This is a genomic window from Sphingomonas sp. BT-65, from assembly GCF_026107375.2.
Taxonomy (GTDB): domain Bacteria; phylum Pseudomonadota; class Alphaproteobacteria; order Sphingomonadales; family Sphingomonadaceae; genus Sphingomonas.
Window position 1 is genome coordinate 658,433 of record NZ_JAPCIA010000001.1, and the last position, 16,454, is coordinate 674,886.

The 16,454-nt window shown below is 67.5% G+C and carries 18 protein-coding genes; 10 read left to right on the forward strand and 8 right to left on the reverse strand.

All coding sequences use genetic code 11. The annotated features are described in order from the left end of the window. Positions 1–179 precede the first annotated feature (179 nt). From OK349_RS03255 to OK349_RS03265, 3 genes are read left to right on the forward strand one after another with little or no spacing between them, the layout of a single operon-like run. Positions 180–1,268, forward strand: coding sequence for a PepSY-associated TM helix domain-containing protein (locus OK349_RS03255; RefSeq protein ID WP_265116390.1), 1,089 nt, complete (start codon positions 180–182; stop codon positions 1,266–1,268). Beyond that, entirely contained in the window at positions 1,265–2,533 is a 1,269-nt protein-coding gene (locus OK349_RS03260; RefSeq protein WP_265116391.1) for a putative porin, read from the forward strand. The genes OK349_RS03255 and OK349_RS03260 overlap by 4 nt, the downstream gene beginning before the upstream one ends. Then, the gene (locus OK349_RS03265) at positions 2,533–3,732 is read left to right on the forward strand and encodes a carbohydrate porin (protein WP_265116392.1); all 1,200 of its coding nucleotides are present in this window, start codon (positions 2,533–2,535) and stop codon (positions 3,730–3,732) included. The genes OK349_RS03260 and OK349_RS03265 overlap by 1 nt, the downstream gene beginning before the upstream one ends. A 24-nt stretch (positions 3,733–3,756) precedes the next feature. Here OK349_RS03265 and OK349_RS03270 read toward each other — a convergent pair whose 3' ends face one another. After that, positions 3,757–5,061, reverse strand: coding sequence for an MFS family transporter (locus tag OK349_RS03270; protein WP_265116393.1), 1,305 nt, complete (start codon positions 5,059–5,061; stop codon positions 3,757–3,759). Next, positions 5,058–6,305: a CaiB/BaiF CoA transferase family protein gene (locus tag OK349_RS03275; protein WP_265116394.1), complete on the reverse strand. Its 1,248-nt coding sequence runs from the start codon at positions 6,303–6,305 to the stop codon at positions 5,058–5,060. Before OK349_RS03275 ends, OK349_RS03270 begins: the two co-directional genes overlap by 4 nt. A 165-nt stretch (positions 6,306–6,470) precedes the next feature. On the opposite strand from OK349_RS03275, the gene OK349_RS03280 reads away from it, so the two are divergent. From OK349_RS03280 to OK349_RS03300, 5 genes are all read left to right on the forward strand, one after another. Next, positions 6,471–7,391 carry a LysR family transcriptional regulator gene (locus OK349_RS03280; RefSeq protein ID WP_265116395.1) on the forward strand — a complete coding sequence of 307 codons (921 nt, stop codon included), beginning with the start codon at positions 6,471–6,473 and terminating at the stop codon, positions 7,389–7,391. A gap of 32 nt (positions 7,392–7,423) precedes the next feature. After that, positions 7,424–7,738, forward strand: coding sequence for a hypothetical protein (locus OK349_RS03285; protein ID WP_265116396.1), 315 nt, complete (start codon positions 7,424–7,426; stop codon positions 7,736–7,738). 117 nt (positions 7,739–7,855) lie between these two features. Further along, positions 7,856–8,752 carry a CDP-alcohol phosphatidyltransferase family protein gene (locus OK349_RS03290; RefSeq protein WP_265116397.1) on the forward strand — a complete coding sequence of 299 codons (897 nt, stop codon included), beginning with the start codon at positions 7,856–7,858 and terminating at the stop codon, positions 8,750–8,752. After that, positions 8,752–9,843, forward strand: a complete 1,092-nt coding sequence (locus OK349_RS03295; protein WP_265116398.1) for an inositol-3-phosphate synthase — start codon at positions 8,752–8,754, stop codon at positions 9,841–9,843. Before OK349_RS03290 ends, OK349_RS03295 begins: the two co-directional genes overlap by 1 nt. Further along, positions 9,797–10,558: a phosphocholine cytidylyltransferase family protein gene (locus OK349_RS03300; protein ID WP_265116399.1), complete on the forward strand. Its 762-nt coding sequence runs from the start codon at positions 9,797–9,799 to the stop codon at positions 10,556–10,558. The genes OK349_RS03295 and OK349_RS03300 overlap by 47 nt, the downstream gene beginning before the upstream one ends. A 244-nt stretch (positions 10,559–10,802) precedes the next feature. Here OK349_RS03300 and OK349_RS19510 read toward each other — a convergent pair whose 3' ends face one another. The 5 genes from OK349_RS19510 to OK349_RS03320 all read right to left on the reverse strand — a co-directional run bounded on the left by OK349_RS19510 (position 10,803) and on the right by OK349_RS03320 (position 14,229). Beyond that, entirely contained in the window at positions 10,803–11,075 is a 273-nt protein-coding gene (locus OK349_RS19510) for a GNAT family N-acetyltransferase (RefSeq protein WP_372340532.1), read from the reverse strand. After that, positions 11,062–11,922 (reverse strand): SDR family oxidoreductase, encoded by an 861-nt coding sequence (locus OK349_RS03305; RefSeq protein ID WP_265116400.1) that lies wholly within the window; start codon positions 11,920–11,922, stop codon positions 11,062–11,064. Before OK349_RS03305 ends, OK349_RS19510 begins: the two co-directional genes overlap by 14 nt. 9 nt (positions 11,923–11,931) lie before the next feature. Then, entirely contained in the window at positions 11,932–12,699 is a 768-nt protein-coding gene (locus tag OK349_RS03310) for an SDR family NAD(P)-dependent oxidoreductase (RefSeq protein WP_265116401.1), read from the reverse strand. A gap of 63 nt (positions 12,700–12,762) precedes the next feature. Next, a complete protein-coding gene (locus OK349_RS03315) occupies positions 12,763–13,320 on the reverse strand; it encodes a nuclear transport factor 2 family protein (RefSeq protein ID WP_265116402.1) in 558 nt (185 codons plus the stop codon). A 72-nt stretch (positions 13,321–13,392) separates the two neighbouring features. Continuing rightward, on the reverse strand, positions 13,393–14,229 hold the full coding sequence (locus tag OK349_RS03320; protein ID WP_265116403.1) for a helix-turn-helix domain-containing protein: 837 nt from the start codon (positions 14,227–14,229) through the stop codon (positions 13,393–13,395). A gap of 106 nt (positions 14,230–14,335) precedes the next feature. On the opposite strand from OK349_RS03320, the gene OK349_RS03325 reads away from it, so the two are divergent. Further along, on the forward strand, positions 14,336–15,238 hold the full coding sequence (locus tag OK349_RS03325) for an alpha/beta hydrolase (protein WP_265116404.1): 903 nt from the start codon (positions 14,336–14,338) through the stop codon (positions 15,236–15,238). A 93-nt stretch (positions 15,239–15,331) separates the two neighbouring features. Here the strand turns inward: OK349_RS03325 and OK349_RS03330 are convergent, their stop codons facing one another. Continuing rightward, positions 15,332–16,192, reverse strand: a complete 861-nt coding sequence (locus OK349_RS03330; protein WP_265116405.1) for an aldo/keto reductase — start codon at positions 16,190–16,192, stop codon at positions 15,332–15,334. Here OK349_RS03330 and OK349_RS03335 point away from each other — a divergent pair. Next, the gene (locus tag OK349_RS03335; RefSeq protein WP_265116406.1) at positions 16,154–16,396 is read left to right on the forward strand and encodes a hypothetical protein; all 243 of its coding nucleotides are present in this window, start codon (positions 16,154–16,156) and stop codon (positions 16,394–16,396) included. The genes OK349_RS03330 and OK349_RS03335 overlap by 39 nt on opposite strands. Positions 16,397–16,454 lie beyond the last annotated feature (58 nt).

Consider the following 16,454-nt stretch of genomic DNA (forward strand, 5'->3'; position numbering starts at 1 on the left):
TCCTTGCCCACGCCTGCACATGGACGGGGCCAGCCCGCGCCGCGGGGCCACTGACGCAAATGCCTCTCAACCGCATAGAATCGCACTGAAATTGCGAATGTCCCGCAACACCACTGGCCCCTTCCCTTTGGCAAAAGTGGATGTTTAGCGGACCCAGCCCGCGAGACACACCGGCGGGCATGACCGCTCCCGTCCCACCCGCGCGGCCCTCGCTGCGTCGAAGCCTGCTCAAGCTCCACCGCTGGCTCAGCCTCGGGGCGGCGATATTCTGGCTCCTCCAGGCGATCACCGGAGTGCTCATCGTCTTCCATTGGGAGATCACCGATGCCGGCATCCCCGGCGCGCACCGCCCCACCGATCTGGCCGCGATCGAGCGCCGCATCGCCGCCATCGCGCCGCGTGACAGCGGGGTGACAGTCAAGTCGGTGTGGACTGCCGCCGGCTATGCCGACCGCTACAACATCATCGTCGAGGATGCCGAGGGGAACGGACTCACCGTCCGCGTCGCGGGCGACGGGACCCAGCTGCGCAACACGCGCGACGGCGAGACCACGCTGATGGGCTTCCTCGTCGGCTTCCATCACGACCTGCTCGGCGCCTGGGGCAGCTGGATCGTGTCGATCAGCGGCATCCTGCTGTGCACCAACCTCATTCTCGGCCTGGTCGCCGCCTGGCCCAGGCGCGGCACCTGGCGCCTGGCGCTGCGCCCGGCGACGCGCGGTCCGGCGGCCGCACGCCTCTATTCGTGGCATCGCGCGCTGGGCCTGTGGGTAGCAGCGCCCGCGCTGATCATCGCGGCCACCGGCACGCTTCTCAAGTTCGAGGGCGGGGTTGGCGACCTGGCCGGCGTAACGCCGGTCGCACTGCCGCCCAATCCACCGGCCGGCGATCCGATTGGATTCGCCGCCGCCGCCCGCGCCGGGCTCGCCGCGATCCCCGGCAGCACGCTGACGCAGGCCGCCTGGCCCAAGCCCGACGACGCGACCTGGCGCATCCGCGTTCGCGCACCGGGCGAACTCCGCCGCGCCTATGGCGGCAGCTATGTGCTGGTCGACGCCAATAGCGGCGCGGTCCGCGGCATCTTCCCGGCCGCGCAGGCCGCCCCCGCCAATGCCTTCATGAGCGCGCTATTCCCGATCCACACCGGCGAGGCGGGTGGCCTCCCCGGCCGCATCCTCTCGATCGCGATCGGCCTGTGGCTGATCACGATGATCGTCGCGGGCTCGCTGCTCTGGTTCCGGCGCCGCAAGCCCAGGAAGCCCGCATGAGGCCGATCGCCCTCCCGCTCGCCGCGATGGCGATGGCCAGCCCCGCACTCGCGCAGGATTCGCGCCTCGACGCACTCGAGCGGCAATTGGCCGATCAGCAGCAGCGCATCCGGCAGCTCGAGGCGCTGGTCGCGCAGCAGGCCGCGCTGATCGAGCGGATCGGCGCCACAGCCCCGGCGCCCGTCTCCGCCCCGTCACCCCAGCTCGTCGCCGCAACCGCCACGCCCGCTACCCCTGCCACGATCTCGGCCATGCGTATCCCCGGCCTCGACGTCAGCGGCGACTTGCGCATCCGCCAGGAGTGGAATTACGGCAGCGCCCGCGATCGCTCGCGCTCGGTGCTCCGCGCCCGCTTGCGCGCCAGCTATGCCGTCACCGAAAAGCTCGCGATCGGCACCCAGATCGCGACCGGCGATCCCGACGATCCCAACTCCACCGATGTCACGCTCGGAAATTTCCTCGACGATTTCGCCGTGTCGCTCGACCAGGCTTTCATCCGCTACGCCGATGGCGGGCTTACCGCGGTTGCCGGCAAGTTCCCGCAGATCTTCCAGCGCACCGACATGGTGTGGGACGGCGACGTCTCGCCCCAGGGCCTCGGCGCCAGCTACGCCGTCGATCTCGGCGGCGGCGCGAAGGCCGATGCCCGCGCGCTCTATTTCGTGATCGACGAGGCCTCGACCGCACGCGACAGCGACATGCTCGGCGGCCAGGTCACGCTCACCGCCCCGCTCGCATCCGATCTCAAGCTCGGCTTTGCGGGCAGCTATTATCATTATCGCCTCGGCTCAGTCGCGGGCGCGGATGCCGGCGACTTCCGCGGCAACCTCCTGTCAGGCGGCCGCTACCTCTCCGACTTCCACTTGGTCGAGGGGCTCGGCAGCCTCACCTACGCCGGGCTCTCGCCGCGCTGGCCGCTCACCTTCACCGCCGACTATGTCCGCAACCTCGGCGCAGCCGTCCCCGGCGACACCGGCTTCAACCTCGAATTCGCCGCCGGCCGTACTGCGCAGCGCGGCGACTGGCGCATCGCGTACAATTATTCGGAGGTCGAGGTCGACTCGGTCTTCGCCGCGTTCAGCCACGACAATCTCGATCTCTCGACCAACTATCGCCTCCACGGCTTCGGCATTGGCTATGTCCCGGCGTCGAACCTGCTGCTCGACCTCATTTGGTATCACTACCAGCCGCTCGACGCGCGCTACACCACCGCGCCGCTCACTTGGCTCGACCGCATCCGCCTCAACTTCATGGTCAGCTTCTGATGCTGCTCCCCGCGCTCGCGCTCGCCGCCGGGATCGCCGAGGCGCCACCCGAGCCGCCGCAGGACGGCACCCGCCCGCACAGCCACACCCACGCCCCGGCCGAGATCGAGGAGACGCACGGCCCGCTCCTCCTCCAGATCACCTATACCAGCGAGCTGATCGGCAACGCCGCGGGCGGCCTCGAGCGCGGGGCGCGCTATCTCGACAATCTCGACCTGGTGTTCGAAGCGGATCTGGAGCGCGTCGCCGGCTGGACCGGCGCGCAACTCCATCTCTACGGTCTCTACAACAACGGCAATTCGATCAGCGACCTGGTCGGCGACAGCCACGCCGTCAGCAACATCGAAACCGGCGTCCGCGCCCTGCGCCTCTACGAGGCATGGATCGACCAGAAGTTCGGCGAGCGCGTCTCACTCCGCGCCGGACTCTACGACCTCAACTCCGAATTCGACGCGCTCGACGCCTCGGGCCTGTTCGTCGGCAGCGCGCATGGCATCGGCACCGATTTCAGCCAGACCGGGCGGAACGGCCCGTCGATCTTCCCCTCGACCTCGCTCGCCGCGCGGGTCCAGGTCGAACCGGCCGCGGGCTGGGCGGTGCGCGCCGCGGTGCTCGACGCCGTGCCCGGTGACCCCGCCCGCCCCGGCCGCACCTTCATCCGCCTCAACAAGGACGAGGGCGCGCTGCTCGTCGGCGAAGTGCAGGCCCCGCTCGGCAAAGGGGGCAAGCTTCTTCTCGGCCGTTGGCGCTACACCGCCCGCTTCGACCTCACCGACGGCAGCGGCACCGCGACCGGCAACGCCGGCACCTATCTCCGCGCCGAACTCCCGCTCAGCGCCGCGCCCGGCCGCAAGCTCGACGGCTTCGCCCGCGTCGGTACCGCGAGCGGCCGCTTCAATATGTTCGATTTCTTCCTTAGCACTGGCCTCAAATTCACCGGCTGGCTCCCCGGCCGCGACGAAGACGAGTTCGGCATCGCGCTCGCCACCGGCTTCACCGCCGAGCCCTACCGCACCGCCACCGGCGCCTCGGCATCGGAGATCGCGGTCGAGGCCACGTACCGCACCCAGCTCGCCCCATGGCTCGCGGTCCAGCCCCATGCGCAATATATCCGCCGCCCCTCGGCCGACCCGACGGTCCCCGACGCGCTCGTCCTTGGCATCCGTACCGAAATCGGCGTCGACCTGTTCGATTTCTAGCGGACCGCTCGGCGCCCTCAGTCGCTAAAGGCGCCCCTCGCGGCTCGGCTCGGGCATGAGCAGCGCGGTCAGGAACGCCGTGCCTGCGGCGAAAGCGACATACCAGTAGAAGGCGCTCTCGACGCCCATCTGCTTGCAGAGCAGCGCGACCCATTCCGCCGTCCCGCCGAAAATCGCAGCGGCGACGCTGTGGGCGAAGCCGACGCCGAGCGCGCGGATATGCGCCGGGAACAGCTCGGCTTTGAACAGCCCGGAGACCGAGGTGTAGAAGCTGAGGATTAGCAGCGCCGTCACGACAAGGCCGAACGCCGCGCCCGGCGTCGCGCCCGCACCCGCGATCAGCGACAGCAGCGGCACTGCGCCGATTGTCATCAGGCCCGAGAAGATCAACAGGCAGGTGCGCCGCCCGATCGTGTCCGACAGCCGGCCGATGATCGGCTGGAGCAGCATGAACACGACGACCGCCGCGGTCATCACGCCGCTTGCACCCTGGGCCGTCATCCCGGCGGTGTTGACCAGGAACTTCTGCATGTAGGTGGTGAACGTGTAGAGGCAGATCGCCCCGCTCGCGCTCAACGACACGACGAAAAACACCGATTTGGGGTGCGCTGCGAGCGCCCGGAACGTGCCGGCGTCGACGTCGGGCGTGCCGATCTCGCCGGTCTCGTGCATGTGCTTGCTGAACAGCAGCACGGTGAGCGCCAGCACCGCGCCGATCGCGAACGGCACGCGCCATGCCCAAGCCCGGATCGCCTCGTCGCCCAAGGTCTGCTGCAGCCCGACGAGCACCAACAGTGCGCTGAGCTGCCCGCCGATCAGCGTGACGAACTGGAACGAGGCGATGAACCCGCGCCGGCCCTTCTTGGAGATTTCGCTGAGATAGGTCGCCGCCGCACCATATTGCCCGCCGGTCGAGAAGCCCTGCACCAGCCGCGCGACCAGCAGCAGCGCGGGCGCGAGCGCGCCGGCCTGCGCATAGATCGGCAAGGCCGCGATCATGAGCGAGCCGAAGCCCATCATCAGCACCGACAGCACCATGCCCGCGCGCCGCCCCTTCCGGTCTGAGAAGCGGCCGAAGAACCATCCGCCGAGCGGACGGATCAGGAAGCCCGCGGCATAGATGCCCGCGACGTTGAGCAGCTGCGCGGTCTGGTCGCCCGCCGGAAAGAAGGCTGAGGCAAAGTAGAGCGAGGTGAAGGCGTAGACGTAGAAGTCGTACCATTCGATGAGATTGCCCGCGGACCCCGCGACCACCGCGCGGATGCGCTGTGCGGGGGTCAGATGCTCGGTCGACGAGCTTGCGACGGCTGCACTTCCGGCAACGCTCACGCCGTTTCTCCCGCCGCAGCGCTGGATCGGCTGCCGTGGACGGCGGCTCCGGCGCGGATGAGGCTGTCGACCTCGCTCTCAGCCATCCCGCACTCGCGCAGCACGTCGCGCGTATCTTGGCCCAGCCCGCCCGGCGCCGTGTCGCGCAGGTGTGCGATTCCCGCGAACTCCACCGGTTGCGGCAAGCTGCGGCAGATCTCATCGGGATAGGACGGGTCCACGTCGAAGAAGCCGACATCGGCAAGGTGCGGATCGCGCAGCAGGTCGTCGAGCAAATTGACCTCAGCGCAGGGCACGTCGCGCGCCGACAGTGCGGCGATCCATGCCGCAGTGCTCCGCTCGGGCAGCACCTCGGCGACGATCGCGTACAGGTCGTCGATGCGCGACTGGCGCATCCGGGCGTCGGCGAACCACGGTTCCTCGCTCACGCCGTTGCGGCCGGCCTCGTCGAGGAAGCGGCGCCATTGCTCGCCGGTATAGGGCAGCACGGCGATCCATCCGTCCGCGGTGCGATACGGCCGCCGATCGGGCGACATGACGCGCGGATAACCGAGCGCGCCGTCGGCGGCGAAGGTCGCGCCGGCGAGATGCTCGTTGAGCACGAAGGAGGCGAGCGCCTCGAACATCGGCACCTCGACGCGGAACGGGCCGGGATGGCCATTGCCGCGCGCGACGAGCGCCGCGAGCACGCCGTAGACGACATGCAGCGCGGCGACCTTGTCGGCCAGGATCGTCGGCATGAACTGCGGCTCGCCGCCGCGTGCCGTGGACAGTCCGGCGATCCCGCTCGCGGCCTGAATGATGTCGTCGAACGCGGGCCGATTGCGGTATCGCCCGCGCTGCCCGAAGCCGATCGCGGCGCAATGCACGATGCGCGGGTTGGTCGCGGCGACGCTGTTATAGTCGAGGCCGAGCCGTGCGGCGGCGTCGATGCGCATATTGTGCAGCAGCACGTCGCTCCTGCCGATCAGCCGGTCGAGCGCCGCCCTGCCCCGCGGCTGCTTGAGGTCGAGCGCGATCATCCGCTTGTTGCGGTTGTTGTTGACGAACAGCGCCCCGCCGCTGTCGGCGCTGGGGTGGGAGTCGCGCGCGACGTCGCCGGTCAGCGGCTCGACCTTGACCACCTCGGCGCCAAGGTCGGCCAGGATCTGGCCTGCCAGCGGGCCGAGCACGACTGCGCCGACTTCCACGACGCGGATATCCTTGAGCAACGGGATCACGCAGCCGCCTCTTGTCCGCGGCATCTTGCATCCAGCACCATCCTCACCCCTACCCGTGATCGTCGCTTATTGCGTTCGGCGTCAGCGTAGATGAAGCGGACGGGCGCTCAATGTCGCCGATGATATGATTTGATGTCGGCGGAGAGGCCGGGTTTGACGAGCGCGAAGCGGGCGATACTCTCGCGCGACATGCACCAGCGCCTGACCCTTCCCCAGCTCGAGGCCTTTTTGCAACTCGAGGCGACCGCGAGCTTCCGCGACGCCGCGCTCGAACTCGGCGTTTCGCAGCCGGCGCTGAGCCGGACCATCCAGCAGATCGAGACGCGGCTCGGCGTGCGCCTGTTCGACCGCGACACAAGGCATGTGCGGCTGACCGCGGCGGGCGAGCAGCTGCGGCCGATCGCCGTCCGGCTGCTCAAGGACTATGAGGACTCCTTCAGCGACTTCGAGGCTTATGTCGAGGGTCGCGCCGGGCGCGTGCGCATTGCCGCATTGCCATCCGTCGCGGCGACATTGCTGCCCGGCGCCGTGCGGCGCTTCCGCCAGTCGCACCCCGGCGTCACCGTCGACATCTGGGAAGATGTCGGCGCGCCGGTGCACCGTGTTGTCGAGGAAGGGGAAGCGGACATCGGCATCGCGCCGCCGCCCGCCGAAACGCGCGGTCTGAACTTCCGCGCGATCTATCAGGACCGGCTGGTGCTGGTGTGCCGCGGCGATGATCCTCTGGCGAAAGCCGCGCGTCATGACTGGACGGTGTTCCGCCAGCGGCCGTTCATCGCCATGTCGCCGGACACAGGGCTGCGCAGCCTGATCGACCGCGCGTTCGCCGAGGCCGATGTGACCGTCGACCCCCTGTTCAATTGCAAGCAGCCGGCGACAGCGGGCGCGCTGGTCGTGGCCGGACAGGGCATCACCGTGCTGACGCGGCTGACCATCGAGCAGATCCGCGCGCCCGAGCTGGCGTGGTGCGCGCTCGACAATCCCGAAGCGTCGCGCCCCATCGGGTTGGTCACCTGCCCCGCGCGGTCGATGATGAGCCCGGCGCGCGACTTCATGCGCGACCTCGAAATCGAGGCGCGCTCGCTCGCGCTGGCTGCCGAAGGAAGCTGACGCTCGGCGACGGCGACGCTCACGCGAGCGTTATGAATAGAGGCTGCGGTTCGGGCGAGGATGTGCTCAACTGCCCTTGGGGCCAACCGCTCGGTGCACAGGTGCTCTATTTCGCGCTGATGGAGGGCCGGGACGGCACGATGAAGCCGCCCTATGATTTCCTCCACGGCACCTCCCCTGACGCGATCATCCTATTTCGGCGCCGGTTCCTGTCGCGGATGCGCGGCATCCGCGCGTTCGACATACGCACCGGCCGCACGATCTGGGACCGGCCCTTTGGCAGCCGACGTAGCCAGCTTTCAGAATCAGCGACCGGCTTCCTGAATAGCAAGGATTGGGGCGCGTAACGGATACGGATGCGGGCCTCCCAGCCGCGGCCGTATCCAAGCTCCGTGCCTCATGGCTCAGCGACACGCCGCAAATCGCTTGCTGAACTGCCAGGGAGCGAGGTACGTGACACTTTGATGACTCTTCCTCCGCCGGACCAGTCACGGGATCGCCGGATCGAGGATCCGACCAACCTTTGGCTCATACATCCTGCAGGCCGCCTGCTCTTGCCGTGGTTCGTCGCGCGCGGAATCCCGGCGAACGCCGTTTCATTGATCGGGCTGACGCTCGGCGCCCTGGCGGCGCTTGCCTATGTCCGCTGGGACGCATGGCCGTTCGCCTTCGCGGGACTATTGCTGTCGGTCGGTTGGTTGATCGCCGACGGGCTGGACGGAATGATCGCCCGGGCAACCGGTACGGCCAGCCCGCTCGGCCGAATATTGGACGGCTTGTGCGATCACGGCGTATTCGTCCTGATCTACGTCATGCTCGCAACGTCGATCGCTACGTTGGAAGGATGGGCGTTGGCCGTGGCGGCGGGCGCGGCGCATGCCTTGCAGTCCAACCTCTACGAAAGCGAGCGCGCCCGTTTCCATCGCCGCTGCAGAGGGGGCGTGATCACCGATCCGGTGCCGAGCCGCAATCCACTCGTGCGGCTCTACGATCATGTCGCAGGAGCGCTCGATCGCGCCGCCTTCCCTCTCGACCAAGCGCTTGGCAGTCACCGCGATCCGGCTGCCCACGATGCATATCGCGCCGCGGCCACCGGGCCAATGCGACTGATGAGCCTGCTGACCGCCAATGTGCGGGTATTGGCGATCTTCATCGCCTGCCTGGTGGGCGATCCCCGGCTATTCTGGTGGTTTGAGCTCGTCCCGCTCACGGCGGTGCTCGTCTCTGGGCTCCTCTGGCACCGTCAGGTTGAAACCGGCCTCATCCAGCGTCTGGCACGATCTCCAATTAGCCTCACCTACTCCACGGACGGAGCAATTCGTCAAAGCCCAATCGATCATCTAAAGGACATGAACAAATAATGTCGAGCATCAACATCGCCGTGGTCGGCGTCGGAAACTGCGCCAGCTCTCTCGTTCAGGGTCTCTCCCACTACCGCGACGGTGCGAACGATACCATCGGCCTGATGCACTGGGACCTGGGCGGATACCGCCCCAGCGACATCCAGGTCGTCGCCGCGTGGGATGTAGACCCGCGAAAGATCGGTAAGGACGTGTCCGAAGCGATCTTCGCCAAGCCCAACTGCACCGCAATTTTTTGCCAATCGGTTGAGCCTACCGGCACGAAAGTTCGCATGGGCAGGATTCTCGATGGCGTCGCCGATCACATGTCGGAATATGCCGCCGATCGCACCTTTCTGGTCGCTGACGAGCGGGAACCGACCAAGGAGGAAGTCGTCGCGGCGCTCCGCGAGGCCAAAACCGACGTGCTGATGAACTATCTGCCAGTCGGTTCACAGGCCGCGAGCGAGTTTTATGCCGAATGCGCCCTCGAGGCAGGCGTGGCGTTCGTCAACAACATCCCAGTCTTCATCGCCAGCAACCCCGAATGGGCGGATCGCTTCACTAAGGCAGGCGTGCCGATCATCGGAGACGACATCAAGGCGCAACTGGGCGCGACCATCGTCCATCGCGTGCTGACCGACCTTTTCGCCAAGCGCGGCGTGAAGCTGGAGCGCACCTACCAGCTGAACACCGGCGGCAACACCGACTTCCTCAACATGTCCAACCACCGCCGCCTGGCCTCCAAGAAAATATCGAAGACCGAGGCGGTGCAGTCTGTCGCGGCGGAGCGGCTCGACGACGAGAACGTGCATATCGGTCCGTCTGACTATGTGCCGTGGCAGAACGACAACAAGGTCTGCTTCCTGCGCATGGAAGGCTCGATGTTTGGCGGTGTACCGATGAACTTGGAGCTGCGCCTTTCGGTCGAAGACAGCCCTAACAGCGCGGGGGTGGCAATCGACATGATCCGCTGCGCCAAGTTGGCGAAGGACCGCGGCCTGGCCGGCCCGATCGACGCGGCCTCGGCCTATTTCTGCAAGCATCCGCGCGCGCAGATGACCGATGACGTCGCTGCCGGAGCGGTTGAAGAATTCATCGCTGTCCATTGAGGTGATCGAGACCGCGATCCTGTTAGCGGCGGGCGAAGGCAGCCGCCTGCGTTCGGCAGCGCCGCTCAAGCCGCTCTGCTGTGTAGCCGGCCGGACTCTCCTCGCGCATGCGATCTCCGGCTTGGCTGAGGCCGGCCTCGCGCGGGCGGTGGTCGTGCTCGGTTACGGCGCTGGCCGGATCGAGGCGCATATCGCCGGCCGGTCGTGGCCAATCACGGTGGAGACGGTCAGGGTTGATGACTACCGCAAGCCCAATGGCATGTCGGTGCTGGCGGCGCAGCACCACGTCACGGGCGGCGAGGCGCTGCTGGCGATGTGCGACCACCTTGTCGATCCGGCGCTGTATCGTCGTATGGCGCAGGCGGGCGCGGCCGGACATGCTCGGCTTGCCGTCGATCGGCGGATTGAGAACGATTGGGTCGATCTCGACGACGTTACGCGTGTGCGGACCGTCGATGAGCGGATCGTCGCGATCGGCAAGGGCCTCGATCCCTACGACTGTTTCGATACGGGCGTTTTCGCGGCGGGGCATGGCCTCTTCGCAGCGCTGCGCAGTCTCGAGGCGCCGTCCTTGACTGAGGGAATGCGTGTTCTCGCGTGCCAGGGAACCGCACTGACCGCAGACTGCAGCGACTTGGACTGGATCGACGTCGATGATCAGCGGGCTCTCGAGAAAGCTGAACGCTGGCGCGGTGCATCCGCCCCGCAGGCATAACGGGCGAGCCTGTCGAGTTCTGGGCGGGCGCTCTGCGACCTAAAGCCCCGGCCGCTCCTGACGAGGTCGTTCTAGCCTTCCGACAATCCCGAATCGGGCGCGCTCGGCCGCCCCACTTCATGTTGAATGGATGTCCAACTTCTGTCTCATCCATTTCGGATCTAAAACCCACCGCCTCGTAAAGTCGCATCGCAGCGTGATTGTCCAAAGGTAGTTCGATGGTGAGCTTGCGGCATCCTTCGGCTCAATCCTGATGCGCTGTCGCCTCGATCAACGCGCGTCCGATGCCCGAGCCACGTAGTGGCGCCACGACAAACAAGTCGTGAATGTGTAGAGTGCGACATGCACTGAATGTCGCGAAGCCGAGATAGCATGTCGCGATCCCGGCAGGCTCACCGATATGGCGCGCCACGAAAACCCTCGCGCCCGAATGAGCCCGAAGCATCGTCGTCATTTGTTCAAGTTGCCCGGGATCCATCGGCTTAGCCTGGCTTGCAGCCGGTTCACGGCGCGACATATCCGCCGTTGACGAAGATCGTCTGGCCGTTGACCCACTGCGCAGCGGGCGAAGCGAGGAAGCGCACCATTGGCACGACGTCTGCTACCGCGCCGAGCCGTCCCGCCACGGCGAGCCGCGTCGCATAGGCGATGGCCGCGGCGTCTTCGGGCGCGCGATAGAAAGGCGTGTCGATCGGCCCCGGTGCAAGCGCATTGACGGTCACGCCCCGCGGACCGATCTCGCGTGCCATCGAGCGGGTGAACTGCTCGAGCGCGGCCTTGGAGCCTTGGTAGAGCGCATAGTTGGGCATGAACCCGATCAGCAGGGAGGAGCAGATGTTGATGATGCGCCCGCCCTCGCCGAGATTGGGTGCCGCGGCCTGCATCAGGAAGAAGGGCACACGGGCGTTCACCTCAAACACATCGTCATATTCGGAACCGGCAATGTCGGCGATCGGCTTCTTCACCATCCGCCCGGCATTGTTCACGAGTATGTCGAGGCGCCCGAACGCCTCCCGCGTCGCAGCGACCAACCGCGCCGGTATGGCCGGGTCGCGCAGTTCCCCCTCGATGATCTCCGCTCGCGCGCCCGCGGCGCGGACGAGCCGGGCGGCCTCTTCCGCGTCGGCCCGGTCGCCGGCGTCGTGATAGTGGATCATGAGGTTGGCGCCGTCCTCGGCCAGCGCGACGGCATAGCCGCGGCCAAGATTGCGCGGCGCGCCCGTGATGAGCGCCGCCTTGCCGGCGAGCGGACGGTCCGAGCGCGCCTCCCCGCCTTGCGCCCGCGCCGTCGGCGCGGCCATCAGCCCCGCTGCCGTGATCGCCCCGATCGCCTCGCGCCGGCCGATGTTCGCGCTTGAGGTCATGCCATTCTCCTAGAGGTGATATCCGCCGTCGACCGGCAGCACCGCGCCGCTCATGAAGCGCGCTTCGGGCGAGCACAGGAAGGCGACTGCGTCCGCGATATCGCCGGGCGTTCCGACGCGGCCGAGCGCGGTGTTCTGCGCGATATAGTCGCGTGTCCCGGGCATCGAACGGAACAGCTCGGCATTGAAGTCATCGTCGAGGCCGCCAGGGGCAACGGCGTTGACGGTGATCCCGCGTGAACCGAAGTGGCTGGCGAGATAGAGCGTCAGGCTCTGCAGTGCGGCCTTGAACGGGCCATAGCTGACGAGAGGCGCGAAGGCGATCCGGGCGGTGCCCGAGCCCATGTTCACGATGCGCCCGCCATCGGCGATCAACTGGGCGAGCTGCTGGGTGAGGAAGAAAATGCTCTTGTAGTTGGTCGCGTAAACGGCATCGAGGTCTTCATCGGCGATCGTATCGAAGGTCCCGAGGCGCAGCGTGCCCGCGTTGTTGACGAGGATGTCGAGTTGCCGCCGGTCCCACGCGGCAAGCCGCTTGCGCAGCTCTGCGACGAGCCGCGGAATGTCCGCGCAACCGGCTAGGTCGGCCTGGATGGCGGCGCCACGGCAGCCGGCCGCCTCGACCTGTGCGACGGTGTCGGCTGCGCCAGCCGCCTGGACGCGGTAGGTGACGATGACGTCGGCGCCGCGGCGCGCGAGCGCAAGCGCGGTCAGCTTGCCGATGTTGCGGCTCCCGCCGGTGACGAGCGCGACTTTGCCAGCCAGGCTTCCTTGCATTGCTGCTCGATCCTCCCGCCACTCATTGCGTGTCGCAAGCTAGTCGCGGGCACGCGCGCTCCGTCAGGTCGATTCCTGCTGTCTTGCCGCGTCCCCAGCGGCTTCAGTCGGCTGCGCGGACAGGCACGGTCCGTTCGGGGGGACGAGGCCGAAATATTCGCGGAACTCCACGATCCGGTCCGCGCTCCCCTTCATGAAGATCGCGTGCAGGCCATCATACGGCGCACCGTCGATGACCCCGCGCCCGCGATCGCAGACCACGCCCCACTCGCCGTCCTGGAGCCGGAGGATCTCGCTGCTGTCATGGACGCGATTGCCCGCCCGAGCATGCCCCCGGCACCAGGCCTCCATCGCCGCCCTGCCGGCCCGGCCGACGTGGCGACCGGCCTGGGGGCCCGCAGGGAACTGGAAGACCAAGTCGTCGGCGCAGAGCGCGAGGAACGGCCCCCAGTTGCCGCTGCGCCAGCCGGCGAAGAAGGCGGCGAAGGCGCGATCGAGCAGGGCGGACCGCGTGGGCTCCGCGGCACCCGCTCGTCCGCCGAGGAACAGGGTAGCGACAGCCGCAAGGCCGCGCCGCGTGATGGCGTACGCCGGGCGGCTTCCCGGCAATGCGCTGGTCATGGTTCACCTTTCGAAGCCAGTTTTCCCGACGCTAGTCGCCCGGAGGAGCGTCTCGCAGGTCGATTCCTGCGGTCATTGGCCGGCTCGGATCTGCGACGGGAGCAGGCCGATGCGGGCGCGAAACAGGCGCCGGAAATGCCCCACATTGGTGTAGCCGATCTCCGCGGCGACGACCTCGAAGCTGTCGCTCGAGCTGCGCAGCCGCAGGCGCGCCCATTCAAGGCGCCGTGCCGTGACGAACTGGTGTGGGGCAAGCCCCGTTGCCCCCTTGAACGCGCGCGCGAAATGGAATGTGCTGAGGCAGGCCACCTGCGCCAGGCACTCGAGGGTCAGCTCCTCGGCGAGGTGCGCTTCGATGAAGTCTATCACCCTGGTGAGGCGTACCGGATCAAGCGCCCCCTTGTGCCGCTCGACCAAGCGCCCGCCGAATTTACCGGCAAGCGCGACGGCGTAGAGCTGTCGCAGCAACGTGTCGCGCGAGACATCGGCAAGCGGGCGCGAACCATCCGACACGGCCCGCAGGCGGTCGACGATCGCCCAGGCGTGGAGGTTGCTCCAGCCATGGAGGTCGGCGAGGTCGGCATGCGCCTCGACGCCGAGTTCGCAGGCAACCGCCTGACGCAGCGCCGCGCTTGCGCACACCTCGACCACTTCGGTTGGGGCATTGGTTCGTACCCATTCGACGGGCTCGCCGCCGGTCATGCCGACCGACCCCGGCGCGACATCGCGCCCGATCGTGCGGCCGCTGGCGAGCCGGACAATCGCGCCGCGCAAGCCGTTGTAGCCGATCGCGATCGCACCCGGCAGGGCGACGGTCTTGTGCGTTTCCTGAAGCACGGGCGGCATGCGCAGATGGGCGATACGGCCCTGGCTCCACTCGAGCCGCCGGATGTCGGGGCGATCGAACACGCTAGGTGGGTAACCCAGCGACTACGCGCGACGAACAGCAATTTTCGACCCTCCGGTGCTGGTTGGAACGGCCTAAGAGCGGGGCGCAGAAATGAGGGAGGCTGTCTTGACCGAGATATTCCGCACGCCGGTGCTGATCCCCGCCGCGGGCGGCCTGCTGGCGGGCCGGCTGCATCGCAATGTCGCGGACCTTCTCGAGCCGCAGCCCGGCATCGTCGCGAGCGGGTCGTGGCTTACCGTCAAGGAGCAGATGGCGGACGGCTACGCCGCCGAGCTCGCCGCCCGGGGCTATACGGTCCTGACCTTCGATTTCGCCGGCTGGGGCGAGAGCGGTGGCGGCCTGCCGCAGGTCGAGCTGCCCTTGCGCAAGGCGTCGGATATCGTCGCGGCTAGTCAATTCCTGCGTTCGCTCTCCTGCGTGCGCGGCGGCGACGTCGGGTACCTCGCGGTCTGTGCGAGCGCGATGTATGCGTGCGCCGCAATCGAGCGGCGCGCGCCGATCGGCGCGCTCGCCAGTGTCGCAGGCTGGTTCCACGACACGGCGACAGTCTCCGCATTTTATGGCGGGCCAGCGGGCGTCGCTGACCGCGTCGGTCGGGCGGCCGCCGCCGTCGAACGTTTCCGTGGGACGGGCGACCTCAGCCTCGTGCCAGCCTATGACGAAGGCAACGACCGCGCGGGCATGTTCATCCACATGGACTATTACGCCAACCCCGTCCGAGGCCGAATCCCCGCGTGGCGGAACGAGATGTCGGAGATCAGCTGGCTCTATTGGCTCACCTTCGACGGGCTCCGTGCGGCACGGCGCCTGGAACTGCCGACGCTGTTCGTGCACGGTGACGAATGCGCGCTGCCCGAGAATGTGAAGCAAATCCACGCCGCTGCCCAAGGGCCGAAGGAGCTGGTGTGGCAGTCGGGCTTCCAGGCCGACTTCTATGACCGTCCGGACCTGGTCGAGCTCGCCGTGGCGGCGGCCGACACGCATTATCGTCGATATCTGGAGGCGTGACCATGGAAGAGGGCTTCGAAATCGAGCGGGCGCGCGAACGCATCGTGCGATCAGGCGTCGCCGCCGTGGCGCAGGCGGAATGACCGGCATGCTCTAGCTCCGGGCGGCGCGCGCTCGGGCGATCACGCCGGGATAACGCTTGCCAGGATACCAGGGCGCGCTCAGCACCGCATCGAACCCGGGGAGCGCCCGCACATGCTTGGCCATCCGCTCGCGTAGCGCAGGATCGGGCAGCGGGCCGCGAAGCGCCGCGACATTCTCGGCGGCATGGTCGGGGTTGGCGGTGGCGGGAAGGGCGCAGGTGACGTCAGGGTGCGAGATCACCCATTTGAGGAAATAGGCAGCCCAGCTTTCGATGCCGATCTCGCGCGCGAACTGCGGCACCGGGCGCCCCTCGACGAGTGTGAAGAGCCGCGCCTTCTCGAAAGGCATGTTGACGAGCACGCCGACCCCCCGATCCCGCGCAGCCGGGAGGATGCGTCGCTCGGCGTCACGCATGGCGATCGAATAGTGGACCTGCACCAGATCGACCTCGCCCTGCTCGACCCAGCGCGCCAGGGGTTCGAAATGGTCGGGCTCGTGGTGGGTGACACCAACATGGCCGACCAGCCCGTCCTGCTTCCATTCGCGGATCAGCGGCAGGACGAAATCGACATTGACGAGGCTATGGCACTGCATCGCATCCAGCCGGGATCGCCAGAGCCGCTGCATGGACTGCTCAAGGCTGCGCCACGCATGCGACGCGTCAGCGAGATACTCGCCGGTCGACCAGATCTTGTTGGCGATGAACAGCTGTTCGCCGATGCCGGAGGCCGCGGCGAAATCGCCGACGTTCACTTCCGCCATCCCATAGAGCGGCGAGGTGTCCACCAGCGTGCTGCCCGCCGCAACATGGCGGGCGAGAACCTGCGCGAGATGCCGGCGATCAGCACCCGGCACCAGGTCGAAGGTCATGAACGTGCCAAGGCCGATCGCTGGAACCTCGATTGCCGTCTTGGGAATGCGGCGGAGATGGATGCCAGGAACTTGGGTGCGGGCACCGGCTCCGAGCTGTCCAAGGGCAGCGGCGGCGGCACCCCCCGCGATGAAGCGGCGGCGGTCAGTGACGGTCGCGAGCACGAGTTGTCTCTCCTGATTGAGAGCTGGCTTGCTACGTGAACTTCACTCCTGTCCGCGCGCGCGATCCTGACCTCCCGCCCGCAATCGTGACAATTTT

Excerpts from the sequence above, each read along its gene's own strand:
- OK349_RS03295 (WP_265116398.1), top strand. The coding sequence starts at position 8,752 with ATGTCGAGCATCAACATCGCCGTGGTCGGCGTCGGAAACTGCGCCAGC.
- OK349_RS03275 (WP_265116394.1), bottom strand. The coding sequence starts at position 6,305 with ATGCCGCGGACAAGAGGCGGCTGCGTGATCCCGTTGCTCAAGGATATC.
- OK349_RS03285 (WP_265116396.1), top strand. The coding sequence starts at position 7,424 with ATGAATAGAGGCTGCGGTTCGGGCGAGGATGTGCTCAACTGCCCTTGG.
- OK349_RS03335 (WP_265116406.1), top strand. The coding sequence starts at position 16,154 with ATGCCGGCGATCAGCACCCGGCACCAGGTCGAAGGTCATGAACGTGCC.
- OK349_RS03255 (WP_265116390.1), top strand. The coding sequence starts at position 180 with ATGACCGCTCCCGTCCCACCCGCGCGGCCCTCGCTGCGTCGAAGCCTG.
- OK349_RS03280 (WP_265116395.1), top strand. The coding sequence starts at position 6,471 with ATGCACCAGCGCCTGACCCTTCCCCAGCTCGAGGCCTTTTTGCAACTC.
- OK349_RS03290 (WP_265116397.1), top strand. The coding sequence starts at position 7,856 with ATGACTCTTCCTCCGCCGGACCAGTCACGGGATCGCCGGATCGAGGAT.
- OK349_RS19510 (WP_372340532.1), bottom strand. The coding sequence starts at position 11,075 with ATGTCGCGCCGTGAACCGGCTGCAAGCCAGGCTAAGCCGATGGATCCC.
- OK349_RS03315 (WP_265116402.1), bottom strand. The coding sequence starts at position 13,320 with ATGACCAGCGCATTGCCGGGAAGCCGCCCGGCGTACGCCATCACGCGG.
- OK349_RS03265 (WP_265116392.1), top strand. The coding sequence starts at position 2,533 with ATGCTGCTCCCCGCGCTCGCGCTCGCCGCCGGGATCGCCGAGGCGCCA.
- OK349_RS03260 (WP_265116391.1), top strand. The coding sequence starts at position 1,265 with ATGAGGCCGATCGCCCTCCCGCTCGCCGCGATGGCGATGGCCAGCCCC.
- OK349_RS03300 (WP_265116399.1), top strand. The coding sequence starts at position 9,797 with ATGACGTCGCTGCCGGAGCGGTTGAAGAATTCATCGCTGTCCATTGAG.
- OK349_RS03305 (WP_265116400.1), bottom strand. The coding sequence starts at position 11,922 with ATGACCTCAAGCGCGAACATCGGCCGGCGCGAGGCGATCGGGGCGATC.
- OK349_RS03330 (WP_265116405.1), bottom strand. The coding sequence starts at position 16,192 with ATGACCTTCGACCTGGTGCCGGGTGCTGATCGCCGGCATCTCGCGCAG.
- OK349_RS03310 (WP_265116401.1), bottom strand. The coding sequence starts at position 12,699 with ATGCAAGGAAGCCTGGCTGGCAAAGTCGCGCTCGTCACCGGCGGGAGC.